Below are 16358 nucleotides of genomic sequence, written 5' to 3' on the forward strand. Positions count from 1 at the left end.
GTATACGGGAATCTGGTTTATTCTCATCCTCATTTTATTAGGAACCATTTATTCACGACGGAAAAAATGATCAAAGCACCATCGCCGCAATCACACCGAAGATGATGAGTGGAATATTGTAGTGTAAGAACGTTGGCCAAACCGTTTCACGTAGGTGATCGTGTTGACCGTCAGCGTTCAATCCACTCGTAGGTCCGAGTGTCGAGTCACTCGCTGGGCTACCTGCATCCCCGAGCGCTCCTGCAGTCCCGATGATGGCAATCGTTGCCTCGACTGAGAAGCCGTATTGTACACAGAGCGGGACGAAAATTGCTGCAATGATTGGAACGGTCGAGAAACTTGAACCGATTCCGAGCGTGATGACAAGGCCGACGAGCAACATGACGAGAGCGGCAATGAGTTTAGAGTCACCCATCAAATCGCTCGCTCCGTTGACGAGCGGTTCGATCGCACCTGTCTCGCGGATGACGGCAGCGAATCCACTTGCGGCGATCATGACAAACCCGATGAATGCCATCATGCGCATGCCGCTTGTGAAGATATCATCTGCCTCAGACCACGGAATCAGGCGGAAGATTGAAAGCAAGATCAAACCAGTCACCGCAGAGGCGATCATCGACTCGGTCTGCAATTGAACGATGAGGACGATGAGAACGACTGCGAGTGTCATGATCATCTTCAAACTACTCATTTGACGTATTTCATAATCAGTTGGTCCGAGTGCGATCGTGTCATACGTTCTCGGTTTCCGGTAGTGAATGAACGCGGCAATCAATCCGACGACCATCCCTAATGCCGGGATACCCATGATCGAGATGATGTTGACGTCTCCGACAGTCAAGCCGTTTGCTTCAACGTTTGCGATGAGAATCTCATTCAAGTAAATCCCACCAAACCCGACAGGTAACAACATATATGGTGTCACAAGACCGAACGTCAAAATGGTTGCGACGAGACGACGGTCTACATTCAACTCATTGAACAGTACCAGTAACGGCGGAATCACAATCGGGATAAAGGCGATGTGAATCGGAAGCACGTTTTGAGAGCTGATGGATAACAATAAGATGAGTGACAATAGGAATGCTTTGACGTACATCACACGTTTGCCTGACACGTCACGACCTGACATCGCAATCAATTTTTCGGCTAAGACGTCCGGAAGCCCCGTTTTCGATAACCCGACAGCGAATGCGCCGAGGAGCGCGTAGCTGAGTGCGATGCTCGCTCCACCACCAAGACCGTCACTGAAGGCGGTCAACGTATCGTTGAACCCAAGTCCTCCAACAAGCCCTCCGACAAGCGCCGCTAAGATTAATGATAATACAATGTGCACTCGGCTGATGGCGAGCGCAAATAAGACGATGACTGCAAGTAATACTGCGTTCATATCGATCCAACACCTTTCGCGTTTTCTTTCTCTTGGTATCACTTTAATATGATAAAGACTTTTTGAAATTTAACATATGATGTGACCCTTGTCAAATCGAATATGAAAAAAGCGATAACTCGTGAAAGTTATCGCTTACGTGTTACATCTCGACGTTATGATACACTTGGCGCACATCTTCCAAGTCTTCGAGCACATCGATTAATTTTTCAAACTGTTCTTGCGAAGCGTCATCGAGTGACACTTCGTTCTGCGGGAGCATCGTCAATTCCGCAACGGCAAACTCTTCTACTCCGGCAGCCTTGAATGCAGTCTGAACGGCGTGGAACGCTTCTGGCTCTGCATAGACGATGACCGTCTCGTCTTCCTCGATAACATCACGCACATCAAGGTCATGCTCCATCATCAGTTCGAGGACGTCATCTGCCGACATCTCATTGACACCGATGACGGCAGTTGCATCGAACATATATGCGACCGAACCACTGACTCCCATGTTGCCTCCGTTTTTACCGAAAGCGGCACGGACTTCTGAAGCCGTACGGTTGACGTTATTCGTCAATGTATCGACGATGACCATCGAACCATTCGGACCAAACCCTTCATATCGAAGCTCATCGAAGTTTTCCTCATCGCCACCTTTGGCTTTGTCGATGGCACGATCGATGATTGCCCGGGGCACGTTATACGTCTTCGCACGCTCCACCACGAATTTTAATGACTGGTTCAACTCAGGATCAGGTTCCCCTTGACGGGCGGCCACATAAATCTCGCGACCAAACTTCGCATAGACGCGACTCGTGTTCGCATCTTTTGACGCCTTCTTCTCTTTAATGTTGTTCCATTTACGACCCATTACATGTCATCTCTCTTTCCATTTGTACGTAGATTCATTACAGATTATATAAGAAGTTGCGGGAATTGACGAGAAAAGTTTTACTCGTCACCTTTGTCCATCTTCTCGACAATCTCTGTAAGTGTCTTCAAACTCTCAATGAGTCGGTCAGTTTCGTCCTCATTCAAAAAGGCGAGACGTTCCTCAAATAGTCTACGAAATGAGTCTCTGCGCTCAAGTAAGATTCGTTCACCTTTCTCGGTCAGTTGATTCCAAATCACGCGGCGATCCCGCTCGTCTGGCACCCGTGTGATATACCCCTCGTTCAACAATTTCGTGATGAGCGGGGTAACGTTCGGTGGAGCGATGGAGAGTGTCTCGCTGATTCGTCCATTCGTGACAGCCCCCTCGTCCTCAATCAACATCAATAGATGGAAATGAGAGAAGTTCAGGTTTGGAATTTGAGGAAAATCAGATCGACGTAACAATTTACGACGAATTAAAGGAATCAGTTTGACAAACTGGTCCGCTGCATCTTGTTTCGGCATAATAGATTCACTTCCTAGTTAGGTTCTATTTTCATTATACACGAGTTAGGTGCAGTTGAACCTAAAAACGGGTTGATGTGATGATTGATACATCATGGATGAGATTGAATCGACACAAAATATGTAAGCGTTTACATAAAAGAATTGGACCATTTTCATGAAAACGTATTCGATTTTACTGAGGACGCATACAAAAATCAAGAACTATCAACAAATGACAAAAAAATATTGTGAAAGAGTTCACATTGTTGTCACCCACAAAAACTGAAAAACATTGTATTCTATGAATGTGAAGGAAAGCACAATCTCTTGAAAACAGTCATCACAATGTGCTTCCATCAAGTCAATATGTTCATAAAAAGCTCTCACTTATGAGGAGGAACCTAACATGGCAGTCAAAGAGAAAGCAAAAGTGGAAACAACGGCAGAACAAATGGTGGACACGCTCGTAGCAAGTGCGCATAAGGCACTCGATACGTTGATGACGTTCGACCAAGAGAAAATCGATCACATCGTACAGGCGATGGCGCTTGCGGGACTCGAGCAACACGTCGCACTCGCGAAGTTAGCACATACAGAAACAGGTCGCGGTGTCTTTGAAGACAAGATGATCAAAAACATTTTCGCGACAGAATATATCTATAACTCACTCCGTGGTGAGAAAACGGTCGGCGTTCTTGAAGACGACGTTCAAAACGGAATCACATACATCGCAGAACCAGTCGGTGTCGTCGCTGGGGTCACACCGGTCACGAACCCAACATCGACAACGATGTTCAAAGCGATCATCGCCATCAAGACACGTAACCCGATTATCTTCGCGTTCCATCCATCAGCGCAACAATGTTCAAGCGAAGCGGCTCGTGTCCTCCGTGACGCAGCAGTGGCGGCAGGTGCTCCTGAAAACTTGATTCAATGGGTTGAAGTTCCGTCACTCGATGCGACGAAAGCGCTCATGAACCACCCTGGTGTAGCGATGGTCCTTGCGACGGGTGGGGCAGCGATGGTCAAATCGGCTTACTCGACTGGTAAACCAGCACTCGGTGTCGGACCTGGTAACGTACCGGCCTACATCGATAAGACTGCGAAAGTGAAACGTGCCATCTCAGACGTCATCCTTTCAAAAACGTTCGACAACGGAATGATCTGTGCGTCTGAACAAGCGATCATCGTCGATCAAGAAGTATATGAAGAAGTGAAAGCAGAGATGACGGCACTCGGTTGCTACTTCTGCTCACCAGAAGAAAAAGCAAAACTTGAAACACTCGTCATTCGTACAGATACATGTGCGGTCAACCCTGAAATCGTCGGGAAGCCGGCAGCATGGATCGCTGAACAGGCAGGTCTCAAAGTACCAGCGGATACGAAGATCTTGATTGCAGAGCTTGAAACAGTTGGCGCAACGGAACTTCTTTCTCACGAAAAATTAAGCCCGGTTCTCGGTGCGTATAAAGTTCAATCACGTGAAGAAGGATTTGCAATCGCTGAAAAAATGCTCGAGATTGGTGGTCTCGGTCACACGGCGGTCATCCACTCAACAGATGACGATGCCATCCTTGAGTTCGGTCTCCGTATGAAAGCTTGCCGCATCATCGTCAACTCACCTTCAGCACATGGTGGAATCGGTGACCTTTATAACGAAATGACACCATCCCTCACGCTCGGTTGTGGGTCTTACGGTAAAAACTCCGTCTCAGAAAACGTGACGGCGAAACATCTACTCAACGTGAAAAAGGTGGCGAGACGTCGCGTGAATATGCAATGGTTCAAAGTACCTGAAAAAATCTATTTCGAGAAAAACTCAGTACAATACCTTCAATCGCTCACAACGAAAAAACGGGCGATGATCGTCACAGATGAAATGATGGTCAAACTCGGATTCGCTGACAAAGTCATCAAAAACTTGCCGGCTGGTGTCGAGTACCGCATCTTCGACCAAGTCGAACCGGATCCATCTGTTGAAACGGTCATGAACGGTGCCGAAGCGATGCGTCACTTCCAACCAGACATGATCATCGCACTTGGTGGTGGTTCACCGATGGATGCTGCGAAAGGCATGTGGCTCTTCTACGAACGTCCAGAAGAGAAGTTCTCGAATCTACGCCAGAAATTTATGGATATTCGCAAACGGACGTATAAGTTCCCGACACTCGGTAACAAGTCAATGTTTATCGCCATCCCGACAACGTCAGGTACAGGTTCTGAAGTGACACCGTTCACTGTCATCACAGATAAAAAACGTAACGTGAAATATCCGATTGCTGACTATGCGATCACACCAGACGTCGCCATCGTCGACCCTGAGTTCGTCATGACCGTCCCAGCTTCAATCACGGCTGATACAGGAATGGACGTCATGACACACGCAATCGAAGCATATGTTTCCGTCATGGCGAATGATTACACAGACGGACTTTGCCTCCGCGCCATCAAGATGATCTTCGACTACCTACCAAAAGCGTATGAAAACGGTAGCGATGCGGAAGCTCGTCAGAAAGTACACAACGCTTCAACGATGGCGGGTATGGCGTTTGCGAACGCGTTCCTCGGAATCAACCACTCGATCGCTCACAAAATCGGTGGAGAGTTCCACGTCCCACACGGTCGTACGAACGCGATTCTCATGCCACACGTCATCCGTTACAACGCGACACGCCCATCGAAACTTGCGGCGTTCCCGAAATATGAGTCATTCATCGCTGACGAACGTTACGCAGAAATCGCGCGTTACCTCGGACTTCCAGCAAGCACGACAGCTGAAGGTGTCGAGTCACTCGTCCAAGCGATCATCGAGCTCGGTCAACGCTTGAACATCAAACTTTCGTTCAAGGCGCAAGGTATCAAGAAAGCAGAACTTGATGCGAAGATCGACAAGATGGCGGTCGACGCATTCGAAGACCAATGTACGACGGCCAACCCGAAAATGCCGCTCGTTGAAGAATTAAAAGAAATCATGTACGCAGCATACGAAGGCGTATAAGCTTCAACCTCTACAAGGAGCCCGTTCAACTCGAACGGGCTTTTCTTGTGGTCGGAATATGACATTCAGTTTCTAAAATTATATTTAAATTGATAAAAAATTGAATAGTCAGACCATAAATAGCTGTATATAATAAAAAATGGTATACATAGCAATTTATTGATGAATGGAGATCGTGTCATGATCATCGTGTTTAGTTTGTTGCGTTCAATCGCGACAGTTGTTCTTTTCTTCAATCCAATTTATTCGATGCCGCTCGAGACCGCGGAATATATTTCATCAGTCGATCGAAATGCGGATAGTTGGGAGAGTGCCGACTTTTTTGAATCATTCGGAACCGAGTTACCTATCGACATGGACCGAAACCTCCTTTACACAGAACGGATAACCGGCTGGACTGAGATTGAAGTGGAGGACGAAATGTATGAGGGGTTTTCATCGATGACGTTTGATCAACCGTTCAAAGGTACGATTCTACATATGACGTGAGGACAAGACATTCCGGATGTAAAAGAAAAAGTGGTCGTCTTACCGACAACAAAGTTTTCATATGACAACATCGAGGATGCGTATACCGTCGATTACGCAGGTGAGGTTTTGAATGACCAGGAAGCGAACGCGTACTTGTCAGAGCTCGCATCTGCAGGAGCTGCAGGATACCTGATCACCCCTTATGAAGACGACCCATATGAGACGGGTTTCGTGTTCACGTCATCCTATATGAAGTTAGATGGTACAGGGGTAGACTTGGATACGGCTGAACAACTGAAGGACGGGGAAACGATTCGAGTCAAACCCTATCGTGAAGAGATCCCATATGTCGAGTTTGTCCAACAAGGAAAATCGGAACGGGAAATCATTCTCATGTCACGACTCGATTCTTCCTGGCACGGAGCCCATTATTTGTCTGCCGTCGGTCCGTCTACGGTCTTATATCATCTGATGCAGGTGATGAACGAGGAAATGCCAGACTATACGATTCGATATGTCTTTTTGAATGGAAACGGCGACTCTAGAGAAGCGAGTGACGATTTCCTTGAACGGCTAGGGGAACAAAAAGAAAAAGTGGAAACGGTCGTCATGCTCGATATTCTTGGGACTGGTGATGGTCCACTATACGTTCGGACGAAAGGGATGAAATTCTATCCAGTACTAGAACGGGCGCCATTCGCTGAACTAGAAGTGCGTTCGTTGGCAAGTTCACCGGGTGACGCTTACGATGAAGCAGGAATCCCTTATTTGATGTTGAGTGACTCATTAGAAGGAAGCTGGCATGTGTTCACGGAGAAAGATACGTTCGAACGGCTGTCGGAAGATGGATTAACGGGTGCGGTCGATTGGCTGCACGATTGGCTAACTGACTGACCTAATCATTGTCGCTGTCTGAGAAGACGGCGACATATTTTTTTTAGATGTCGGTTTCGGGTATGATAGTAATGGAGGCGATACGATGAAACAAGAGATGACGATTACGACAGCATATGGAACGATTGCAGGAACTTTTCTTTCCCATGAGGAGCCTCGGGCGACGATTGTCATGTTGAGCGGAAGTGGGCCGAGTGACCGTGACGGCAATATGGGTGGTGTCGGTTTTAACACGTATGCCAAGTTGGCAGAAGCGTTGTATGACCATGGATATAACGTGTTCCGATATGACAAACAAGGAATCGGGAAGTCAGATGGAGACTTCAACAAAGTCGGATTACATGACTTGATTAGCGATGCGATTCTTGTCGTACGCACCATTCGACAATTGGCCGATGTGAATCGCTTATATCTACTTGGTCATAGTGAAGGGGCCGTCCTTGCTCCTGCCGTTCAACTTGAGACGAAGGCGGATGGACTGATCTTACTTTCCGGTTTCCATGAATCGTCCAAGCAGATGTTCTTATACCAAGCTGATGCACTCGCTAAAGACATCGAACATGTGAAGGGAATAAAAGGTCTTTTCTATCGGTTGACGGGCGTTGCCAAAAAGGTCAGACAACGACAGGACGATTTGTTAGAGCGTTCTTTACGGACGAACGTCTCGTCTTTCAAATATCGAGGTCAAGTCGTAAATGCAAAATGGATTCGAGAACATGCATCCTATGACGTCCGAGAGCGGTTGGAGCATGTGACCGTCCCGGTTCTTGCGATTACCGGGGGACGTGATGTCCAAGTCCCACCCGAACACGTCCATATGATTCAAACAAAAGGGGAGGTCACCTCATCGATCATCGATGATATGAATCATCTGCTCGTGACACGGGAGTCACCCCATTCGCTTCTCACGCTGCATAAAGAGTATCGAGAAGCAATCGATGCGCCGATTCATCCAAAACTCGTTCAAGAATTGGATGAATGGTTAAAAAAACAGTCATAAACTCGAAAAACGGTCATTTATTGACCGTTTTTTATGTTATAATTGTGACAAGTTGAATGAAAATGAATGTTTTTGAATGATTTTAGTTGTTTTTATAATGAAAACGCTTTATATTAGACGTATGGAGGGAACAAGATGTTAACGAAACAACGACATCAGTTGATTTTGCAACGCTTATCTGAACAGAAGGTCGTCAAATTGAAAGAATTGGTTGATTTGACGGATTCATCCGAGTCGACGATTCGTCGAGATTTGACGGACCTCGAAGCGGAAGGGTATCTGGCAAGGGTTCACGGAGGCGCAACACTCATTGCGACTCCAGATGAGGAACCGACATTTGAAGAAAAGCGAGACCGGTTCGTAGATGAAAAAGTTGCGATTGCACGGAGGGCCGCAACGTTCATCGAAGACGGGATGTCGATTTATTTAGATGCCGGTACAACCACTCAGGCGATGGTTCCGTTTTTACAAGGCAAAAAGATTGTCGTCGTCACAAACAGTCTACCGATTGCGAATGAATTATTTGATCTTGATATTAAGACGTTTGTGATTGGCGGAGAATTAAAGCGTTCCACTCAGGCACTTGTCGGGTATAACGCACGGGAGAGCATGATGAATTATCGCGTCGACCTCGCCTTTCTCGGAATGAATGGAATCGACCTTGAAGCGGGTTACACGACCCCGGACCCAGAAGAAGCGCTTGTCAAAAAAACGGCAATCGAATTGGCACAAACCTCGTTCGTACTCGCGGACGCATCGAAGATCGGGAAACGAACGTTCAGCCGAGTCGCGACGTTAGATGCCGCACAGTTGATCACATCAAGCAGTGAGTCAATGAGTTCCATCCAAACAATCACAAAGGTGGTGAATGCGAAATGATTTACACGTTAACACTCAACCCTTCTATTGATTACTACGTAACATTACCTGAAGTACATCTAGGAGAAGTGAACCGGATCGAAGAGACGACGGAGCGCGCAGGCGGTAAAGGAATTAACGTCTCCATCGTTCTTCGGGAATATGCACAAGAAACGAAGGCACTTGGTTTCATTGGTGGGACGACCGGTGACTTCATTAAAAAGTCACTCGTCCATCACGGTGTACACACCGATTTCGTAGAGGTGAATGGGAACACCCGGATCAACGTCAAGATTCGGGCGAAAGAGGAAACAGAACTGAATGCGAGCGGACCGAATATCACAGAGCGCGAGCTCGAACAATTGACGGCCAAGTTCGACCAAGTTCAAGAAGGCGATATCGTCGTCCTCGCGGGTAGTATCCCGAGCAACCTACCAGACTCGCTATATCGGACCATTGCTGAATCGATTCGCGAAAAAGGTGCCGACTTTGTCGTCGATACAACGAAAGACGCCATGCTCGAAGTGCTCGCGCTTGAACCACTCATGATCAAACCGAACCACCATGAATTAGGTGAATTGTTTGATACCGAGATTGAAACGTTTGAAGAAGCTCTACCTTATGCCGAACAGCTCGTCAAACGCGGGGCGAAAAACGTCATCATCTCCTTTGCGGGAGACGGGGCACTACTCGTTAACAAGGACGGAGCCGTCACAGCGAACACACCGGTCGGGAAACTCGTGAACTCGGTTGGTGCAGGAGATTCACTCGTCGCCGGATTTGTCGCGAATGTGAAAGGGAAAGGTGAACAAGAAGCATTTCGATACGCGGTCACGACAGGAAGCGCATCTGCTTATACGTTCGGTCTATGTTCAAAACAAGAGATCGATCGCTTGATCGATCAAGTACAACTTACGCCACTTAAACGAATGGAGGAAACAACATGAAAATCACGGACTTGCTCCAACGCGACACGATTCAATTGAATCTACGCGCGAGTTCTAAGCGTGAGGTCATCGAAGAACTTGTCGATGTCCTCGATCGCGCTGGTAAACTATCCGACCGCAACGGTTATCGCGATGCGATTCTAAAACGTGAAAGCGAGAGCACGACCGGCCTCGGAGAAGGGATTGCCATTCCTCACGCGAAAACGAGTGCGGTCAAAACGCCAGCAATCGCATTCGGTCGCTCGGAAGGCGTCGACTACGAAGCGTTAGACGGACAACCGAGCCGCCTCTTCTTTATGATTGCGGCAGGAGAAAACGCGAATAATGAACACCTTGAAACACTCTCTAAACTTTCAGTTTACTTGATGGACCCTGCATTCCAAGAGCGTCTCTATGCAGCCACTTCTGAAAGCGATGTCATCCGTGCCATCGAAGAAAAAGAAGCGGCAGAAGCGAAGCCGGAAGTCGTCAAACAGACGAATGAAGATGCACCGTTCATTTTAGCGGTCACGGCATGCCCGACAGGAATCGCTCATACGTATATGGCAGCAGATAGCTTGAAGCAAAAAGCGGAAGCGATGGGCGTCGATATTAAAGTCGAAACGAACGGATCGACTGGTGTAAAAAATGAATTGACGCGCGCGGATATCGACCGGGCGACAGCGATCATCGTCGCAGCGGACAAGGCTGTTGAAATGGATCGTTTCGCTGGTAAACGAGTCATCGAAGTTCCGGTCGCACAAGGGATTCGGAAACCTGAAGAACTTATCAATCGTGCGGTGAAACAAGATGCGCCGGTATATGAGGCTTCGAAAACATCAGGTGGTGCTTCGAAAGAACAACGTACAGGCGTGTACAAGCACTTGATGAGCGGTGTATCTGCGATGCTTCCACTCGTTGTCGCAGGTGGACTCTTGATTGCCATCAGCTTCTTCTGGGGCATCAACTCTGCAAACCCGGATGATCCGTCTTACAATGAATTTGCTGCACAATTGATGACAATCGGTGGAGCTGCATTCGGCTTCCTCGTTCCGATTCTCGCCGGTTTTATCGCGATGTCGATTGCCGATCGCCCAGGTCTCGCACCAGGTCTCGTGGCAGGGGTACTTGCAAGTCAAGGGAACGCCGGATTCCTCGGCGGTCTCATCGCCGGTTTCTTGGCCGGTTATGTCGTCCTCTTCTTGAAAAAAGCACTCGCAAAATTGCCTGCTTCACTTGAAGGGATCAAGCCAGTCCTCTTGTATCCGTTACTCGGCTCGTTCATCTCCGGGATGATCATGTTACTCGTCGTAAACGAACCGATCGCAGCACTCATGACATGGTTGATGGATACGTTGAACAGCATGAGTGGCGCGAACGCTATCCTTTTAGGAGTCATCGTCGGTGGGATGATGGCAGTCGATATGGGTGGTCCGATCAACAAGACAGCGTACGTCTTCGGTACGGCAGCACTTACAGCGGGTAACCAAGAAGTCATGGCAGCCGTCATGGCTGGAGGGATGGTACCACCACTCCTTGTCGCACTCGCATCAACAGTCTTCGCTCGTCAAAAGTTCTCGAAACAAGAGCGCGAAGCAGGAAAAACTGCTTATATCATGGGAGCCTCGTTCATCACGGAAGCGGCGATCCCATTCGCGGCTGCGGACCCGATTCGCGTTCTTCCATCAGCGATTCTCGGATCTGCCATTGCAGGCGGATTATCCGCATTCTTCACGATTCAATTACCAGCGCCACACGGTGGGATCTTCGTCTTCCCACTTCTTGAAGGAGCTGGAAACGTCGCGGTGAGTATGGGTCTCTATGCACTCGCCATCTTGGCAGGTGCGGTGGTCGGAGCATTGCTCCTCTCGTTCTTGAAAAAACCGTTAACAACATCGACACCAGTCCAATCTAAAGAAGTTGCATAACGTGAGAAGAGACGTCGCCTTTATCCAGAGGTGACGTCTTTTTTGTTGTCGATGTCCGTGCAAAATTCACATAATCTCGGATTGCAAGTTGGGGATTTGTGGTAAACTATTTGTAAAGCTTCGGGTGAGGAGGGGGTCACATTGGACATTCGGGTCGCCAAACCAGATGATGTGTATGGGATTGCGAGAGTGCGTGTGAACGGGTGGCGTACGACCTATCGGGGGATCGTACCGACTGAGTATTTGCTAAAAGTATCATCCGGCTCCATCGAATGGGCAGAACGCTTGCGGACCGCCCTTCGTCGGCAAGAAGTAGCCGGCTTTGTGGCGATTGTCGAGGACGAAATCGTGGGCTTCGTTCTTTACGGAGAAGAGCGGACAGGAGAGTATCCAGACCACACGAATGAAGTGTATGCTATTTATATTTTAGAGAACCATCAAGGGAACGGAATCGGGTCCGCTCTCCTTGAGCATGCCGTGCAATCGATGTGTGAGGCAGGACTCCTGATCTGGGCGCTTGAGATGAATCCGTTTCGTACTTTTTATGAGCGAAAACAAGGGCAGGTCATCGACCAGAAAGATCGAGAATTTGGCGAATTGATGCTCCGCGAAGTAGCGTATGGATGGGAAACGACCCGTCACGACTCCATCATGGGAGCCTGAGCTTAGAGACTGTAGAATGTTCTACGGTCTTTTTTTTGCGTTTTCTGATACTTGATTCTAGAGAAATGACGGTTACTTTTTCGCTAACATCGTGAACTCCCACGGGATATTTTCACCATCCCATCCTCTATGTTCATCAAATCGTTGCAATCTGAAACCAACTGAAATAACAGAATTGATGATGTCACTCAACGTGTGATGACTTAAGGTTACGGATGGGAAGTTATGTTGCTCATCGAGGGCGAAAAATTGTTTATAGGAAAGATCATCTTGAAAAGACTCACGATTAAAATACTTAGGGATATAGATGGATTCAGGCGTGATGCATGTCTTGATTGGGTGATAGTCACTCAAAATTAATTTACCGCCAATTTTTAATATGGAAAATAAAATATTCATCAATTGATCAAGGTCATGGAAGTAATGTAAGATTCCCCCCTCTAAATAGAGAAGGTCGAAATGCTGTTGATACTTCTTTACATCGATATCAAAAATATCTCCAACTATGTATTCAATTGTCGTATTTGAGCAATCTGCGAGTTCTAGTGCATATCGTTTATTTTCCTCTGACAGGTCAAAGATGGTCACGTCAGCCCCGAGGATTGCTAGCGGTACCGCCCTTCTTCCATTCGATCCACAGATGTTTGCGATGTTCAGCCCTTTGACGTCATCAAAGTACTCACGGTGTTTTTTCAAACTTCTTTTAGGGTCTTTCAAAATCTCGATTGATTTTTCTGACGGTGTTCCGTCTCGATTACACTAAAATTCATAGGCGCGATATTCCCATGCCTGTTTGTTTATACGACTTTGCTCATTCATAGTGTTTCATCCTCCTCTTCTCTCGTATCGATTCGTCAAGCAAGCTATTATCCAATTCTATTTCTATAATGGAATTATCTATAATAATTTTACAATGGGAAATTGTCAATAAATCTATGTCTAGTAAGGACAGATATAGATGAATATAAATGTAGAAGTGAGGATACGGTGAATGATTAAAGGAATATACGAGGCGCACTTGCCGGTGAGTGATTTAACTGACTCAATTCGATTTTATGAGAAATTAGGATTAGAGTTGGCATTCCAAAATGAGAAATTGGCTTTCCTTTGGATTATGAAAGGGGAGAGCTGGATTGGGCTATGGAAATCTGGTCAAGTCGATTTACCGTATCATCCATCAATCCGACACATCGCTTTTCGAATCGAGGAGCAGGATTTGGATGCGATCAAAGCATGGCTTGAGGATCAGGGAATTGAAATTCGTACTGCGTTCAAGATGACACCGGAACAGCAACCACTCGTCCTTCCGAATGCCCCATACGAGCATGCGGCCATTTACTTTGAGGACCCGGACGGAAATTCGATTGAACTCATCAAGTTGATAGGAACAAACGCAGTAGAGACTGCTAATGTGATTCCGTACGAAGAGTGGTTAAAAAAATAAAGAATGTACATAATTGATTCAATAAAGGGGAGAGAATATGCTATTCCATTATCATGTATGGACACCACATGTCGAAGAAACGGAGAAATTTTATGCGAGTCTAGGATTTCAAGTGACCCAACGAATCGGAAAGAAAGATGGAGAATTCGAATCTTTTGATCCTCCTCTCGACTGGGACGATTTTAGGGAGCAGTCCATTCAATTTAGAATCATAGAAATGAAGCGGGGCGCGACAAATATCACGTTCGGTTACGGGAAAAAAGTGATGTTCGACCATATTGGTTTTCTCATATCTAAAGAGGAAAAAGTGAATGTGTTAGAACGAGCAGAGGAAATAGGATTGACGGTTCAGTCAAATGTACGAAGAACGTTCATTCATACACCATACGGATTTCGTATCGAACTTCAGGAGCACTTGGATGCTGTCCAATCACGTTCCGAGAATCGTGTTCTACAATTAAGTGTGGAGACAAAGCGAAAAGGTCTTGAAGAAATGTTACAACGATTATTCGGTCGCCCGGTCTCAGAAATCATCGTATCCGAATCAAACCATTCGAGGCTGACCCATGTGAACCTTGTGAGTGATCGAGCCCTCCGTGTAAATGATCCAAATGGTGTTCAAGTCACCCAGATTATTGAGGGATAAGCAGAATCAAGACACAGATTTTCATCATATACGTTTATTGATGAAGAGATTGGTGGACTTTATATGTTTGAGGAGACTTACAATGAATACGAAAAAATGTCCCTTTGAATCAAAATGGAATACTGTTGTTCAATCAAACAATCTCCTCTATACTGAATTGAACAAAAAATTCCAAATGAAGGGTCGGGAGACGTTGAAGCACCGGAAAATTTGTATCAAGTTAAGTGGAGCCGCTCTAGCCGGGGATGGAACGGATAATTTTGACGAAATGAGTTTCAGTCTGATAGCTGAAGAAATATTGTCACTCGCAAAAAGCGGGGTTGAAGTATGTGTCATGGTCGGCGGGGGAAATCTCTTTCGAGGGAATCAAGCAGAAGCGTGGGGAATCAATCGAGTGGAGGCTGACAGTATTGGGACGCTCGGGACGTTCATGAATTCATTGATGCTACGTGGAATCTTGAAACGAGATACGACTCGAGAAGTGCGTGTCATGACATCGATTCCAATGCCGAGCGTAGCCGAGCCATACATTCAACTTCGAGCCATCAATCATTTGAAAAAAGGATATATCGTCATTTTTGCAGGCGGTAACGGTCAACCGTTCGTCTCTTCAGACTATCCTGCTGTTCAGCGTGCCATCGAAGTGGGATGTGATGCTTTGTTCGTGGCAAAGAACGGTGTCTCCGGCGTATATGACCGCGATCCTCGTTTGGATTCGGACGCTCGTCAATTTGAAACCCTTCGCTATAACGATGTCATTTCGAATGATTTGAAAGTGATGGATCAATCGGCATTGCTTCTCGCGAGAGATCACGGTTTGCCGATCCACTTGTTCGACTTCAAGGAGCGGAACGCCATTCATCGTATTCTCGAAGGAGAGAGCATTGGGACGATGATTCATCACCATGAAACGCAGCTCTTGCAGAATTGAGGAGACAGCATGTATGAAGTAACAGATGGTCACGTCATTGGGACAAACGGAATTCCTGTATCGTATTCGTACTTGCAACCTGAATCGTCATCAGACACACTCGTGATTTTGTTGCCCGGATACGGATATTCAAATGATTCTCCAATGTTTCGCTATACGACTGCATTATGCTTAGAGAATGGGTTGAACGTTCTCGAAGTCAACTATAACTATCGCGACGAGCGGTACGATTCAGTCGATGTAAATAAGGCAATTGTTGATGATGTTCGACTCGTCATCAATCAAATCCTACATACTGATTCCGTTCGAAGCTACACCATCGTCGGAAAATCGCTCGGTACGGTTGCGATGGCAAGTGAACTCACCCGAAACGCGTTTCATGATGCCAAACTGGTTTGGTTGACACCTTTGTTGAAACGAGACGACATATACGAAGCGATCCAGTCTCATAAAGGACAACAGATGATTCTCATAGGAACGGCGGACCAACATTATGTACTGGAACGAATCCAGCATCTTGAACATCTGGCATTGACTGAACTCGAGATTATCGAGCAGATGAATCACAGTCTCGAGTACACAGGTAACACATACCAGTCACTTCGGCTACTTGAAACACTTCTCAAGCGAGTGGAGCAATTTATCATCTCCTCATAGGTAGTGGACCGGTGGGGAGTCTCACAAGGCGACTGCGATTATCTGTGGCGTGGAGTTTACCTACTCATTTTCCTCTTTTAAACGGTTCGAAGTTTGTATCTGACTTTCGGCCGTCAAGGCTTCAGAACAAGACAAATGGCCACCATAGCTGGCGACCATTTGTGTGACTCGTCCCACGGCGCCCCGA

The 16358-nt window shown here is 46.8% G+C and carries 16 protein-coding genes; 12 read left to right on the forward strand and 4 right to left on the reverse strand.

The features are described from left to right. Positions 1-70 precede the first annotated feature (70 nt). The 3 genes from EAT1B_RS00760 to EAT1B_RS00770 form a co-directional block, all read right to left on the reverse strand. On the reverse strand, positions 71-1390 hold the full coding sequence (locus tag EAT1B_RS00760; protein ID WP_012726205.1) for a Na+/H+ antiporter family protein: 1320 nt from the start codon (positions 1388-1390) through the stop codon (positions 71-73). 142 nt (positions 1391-1532) lie between these two features. Continuing rightward, positions 1533-2246 carry a YebC/PmpR family DNA-binding transcriptional regulator gene (locus EAT1B_RS00765; RefSeq protein WP_012726206.1) on the reverse strand — a complete coding sequence of 238 codons (714 nt, stop codon included), beginning with the start codon at positions 2244-2246 and terminating at the stop codon, positions 1533-1535. 80 nt (positions 2247-2326) lie between these two features. After that, a complete protein-coding gene (locus tag EAT1B_RS00770; protein WP_012726207.1) occupies positions 2327-2773 on the reverse strand; it encodes a MarR family winged helix-turn-helix transcriptional regulator in 447 nt (148 codons plus the stop codon). A 388-nt stretch (positions 2774-3161) separates the two neighbouring features. On the opposite strand from EAT1B_RS00770, the gene adhE reads away from it, so the two are divergent. The 8 genes from adhE (at position 3162) to EAT1B_RS00810 (ending at position 12493) form a co-directional block, all read left to right on the forward strand. Then, positions 3162-5753, forward strand: coding sequence for a bifunctional acetaldehyde-CoA/alcohol dehydrogenase (adhE, locus tag EAT1B_RS00775; RefSeq protein ID WP_012726208.1), 2592 nt, complete (start codon positions 3162-3164; stop codon positions 5751-5753). Between the two features lie 180 nt (positions 5754-5933). Continuing rightward, positions 5934-6242 (forward strand): hypothetical protein, encoded by a 309-nt coding sequence (locus tag EAT1B_RS00780; protein WP_012726209.1) that lies wholly within the window; start codon positions 5934-5936, stop codon positions 6240-6242. A gap of 30 nt (positions 6243-6272) precedes the next feature. Continuing rightward, complete coding sequence (locus tag EAT1B_RS00785) at positions 6273-7118, forward strand: hypothetical protein (protein ID WP_012726210.1); 846 nt, start codon at positions 6273-6275, stop codon at positions 7116-7118. Between the two features lie 85 nt (positions 7119-7203). Continuing rightward, positions 7204-8118, forward strand: coding sequence for an alpha/beta hydrolase (locus tag EAT1B_RS00790; protein ID WP_012726211.1), 915 nt, complete (start codon positions 7204-7206; stop codon positions 8116-8118). Positions 8119-8253: 135 nt separating this feature from the next. Then, positions 8254-8997, forward strand: coding sequence for a DeoR/GlpR family DNA-binding transcription regulator (locus EAT1B_RS00795; protein WP_012726212.1), 744 nt, complete (start codon positions 8254-8256; stop codon positions 8995-8997). Next, a complete protein-coding gene (pfkB, locus tag EAT1B_RS00800; protein ID WP_012726213.1) occupies positions 8994-9923 on the forward strand; it encodes a 1-phosphofructokinase in 930 nt (309 codons plus the stop codon). The genes EAT1B_RS00795 and pfkB overlap by 4 nt, the downstream gene beginning before the upstream one ends. Next, positions 9920-11830 carry a PTS fructose transporter subunit IIABC gene (locus EAT1B_RS00805; protein WP_012726214.1) on the forward strand — a complete coding sequence of 637 codons (1911 nt, stop codon included), beginning with the start codon at positions 9920-9922 and terminating at the stop codon, positions 11828-11830. The genes pfkB and EAT1B_RS00805 overlap by 4 nt, the downstream gene beginning before the upstream one ends. Before the next feature lie 141 nt (positions 11831-11971). Then, positions 11972-12493: a GNAT family N-acetyltransferase gene (locus tag EAT1B_RS00810; protein WP_012726215.1), complete on the forward strand. Its 522-nt coding sequence runs from the start codon at positions 11972-11974 to the stop codon at positions 12491-12493. A 72-nt stretch (positions 12494-12565) separates the two neighbouring features. Here EAT1B_RS00810 and EAT1B_RS00815 read toward each other — a convergent pair whose 3' ends face one another. Continuing rightward, on the reverse strand, positions 12566-13210 hold the full coding sequence (locus EAT1B_RS00815; protein ID WP_237708256.1) for a bifunctional 2-polyprenyl-6-hydroxyphenol methylase/3-demethylubiquinol 3-O-methyltransferase UbiG: 645 nt from the start codon (positions 13208-13210) through the stop codon (positions 12566-12568). 274 nt (positions 13211-13484) lie between these two features. Between EAT1B_RS00815 and EAT1B_RS00820 the strand changes: the two genes are divergently transcribed. From EAT1B_RS00820 to EAT1B_RS00835, 4 genes are all read left to right on the forward strand, one after another. Then, positions 13485-13937 (forward strand): VOC family protein, encoded by a 453-nt coding sequence (locus EAT1B_RS00820; RefSeq protein WP_012726216.1) that lies wholly within the window; start codon positions 13485-13487, stop codon positions 13935-13937. Between the two features lie 37 nt (positions 13938-13974). Beyond that, the gene (locus EAT1B_RS00825) at positions 13975-14583 is read left to right on the forward strand and encodes a VOC family protein (protein ID WP_012726217.1); all 609 of its coding nucleotides are present in this window, start codon (positions 13975-13977) and stop codon (positions 14581-14583) included. A gap of 175 nt (positions 14584-14758) precedes the next feature. Then, positions 14759-15514 carry a UMP kinase gene (pyrH, locus tag EAT1B_RS00830; protein WP_012726218.1) on the forward strand — a complete coding sequence of 252 codons (756 nt, stop codon included), beginning with the start codon at positions 14759-14761 and terminating at the stop codon, positions 15512-15514. Positions 15515-15523: 9 nt separating this feature from the next. Beyond that, positions 15524-16171, forward strand: coding sequence for an alpha/beta family hydrolase (locus EAT1B_RS00835; RefSeq protein ID WP_012726219.1), 648 nt, complete (start codon positions 15524-15526; stop codon positions 16169-16171). Positions 16172-16358 lie beyond the last annotated feature (187 nt).

It is taken from the genome of Exiguobacterium sp. AT1b (genome assembly GCF_000023045.1).
Lineage (GTDB): Bacteria > Bacillota > Bacilli > Exiguobacteriales > Exiguobacteriaceae > Exiguobacterium.

Coding starts and splice junctions, on each gene's coding strand:
- EAT1B_RS00835 (WP_012726219.1), top strand. CDS start 15,524: ATGTATGAAGTAACAGATGGTCACGTCATTGGGACAAACGGAATTCCT.
- EAT1B_RS00790 (WP_012726211.1), top strand. CDS start 7,204: ATGAAACAAGAGATGACGATTACGACAGCATATGGAACGATTGCAGGA.
- EAT1B_RS00770 (WP_012726207.1), bottom strand. CDS start 2,773: ATGCCGAAACAAGATGCAGCGGACCAGTTTGTCAAACTGATTCCTTTA.
- EAT1B_RS00780 (WP_012726209.1), top strand. CDS start 5,934: ATGATCATCGTGTTTAGTTTGTTGCGTTCAATCGCGACAGTTGTTCTT.
- pyrH (WP_012726218.1), top strand. CDS start 14,759: ATGAAGGGTCGGGAGACGTTGAAGCACCGGAAAATTTGTATCAAGTTA.
- EAT1B_RS00795 (WP_012726212.1), top strand. CDS start 8,254: ATGTTAACGAAACAACGACATCAGTTGATTTTGCAACGCTTATCTGAA.
- EAT1B_RS00825 (WP_012726217.1), top strand. CDS start 13,975: ATGCTATTCCATTATCATGTATGGACACCACATGTCGAAGAAACGGAG.
- EAT1B_RS00805 (WP_012726214.1), top strand. CDS start 9,920: ATGAAAATCACGGACTTGCTCCAACGCGACACGATTCAATTGAATCTA.
- EAT1B_RS00765 (WP_012726206.1), bottom strand. CDS start 2,246: ATGGGTCGTAAATGGAACAACATTAAAGAGAAGAAGGCGTCAAAAGAT.
- EAT1B_RS00760 (WP_012726205.1), bottom strand. CDS start 1,390: ATGAACGCAGTATTACTTGCAGTCATCGTCTTATTTGCGCTCGCCATC.
- pfkB (WP_012726213.1), top strand. CDS start 8,994: ATGATTTACACGTTAACACTCAACCCTTCTATTGATTACTACGTAACA.
- EAT1B_RS00820 (WP_012726216.1), top strand. CDS start 13,485: ATGATTAAAGGAATATACGAGGCGCACTTGCCGGTGAGTGATTTAACT.
- adhE (WP_012726208.1), top strand. CDS start 3,162: ATGGCAGTCAAAGAGAAAGCAAAAGTGGAAACAACGGCAGAACAAATG.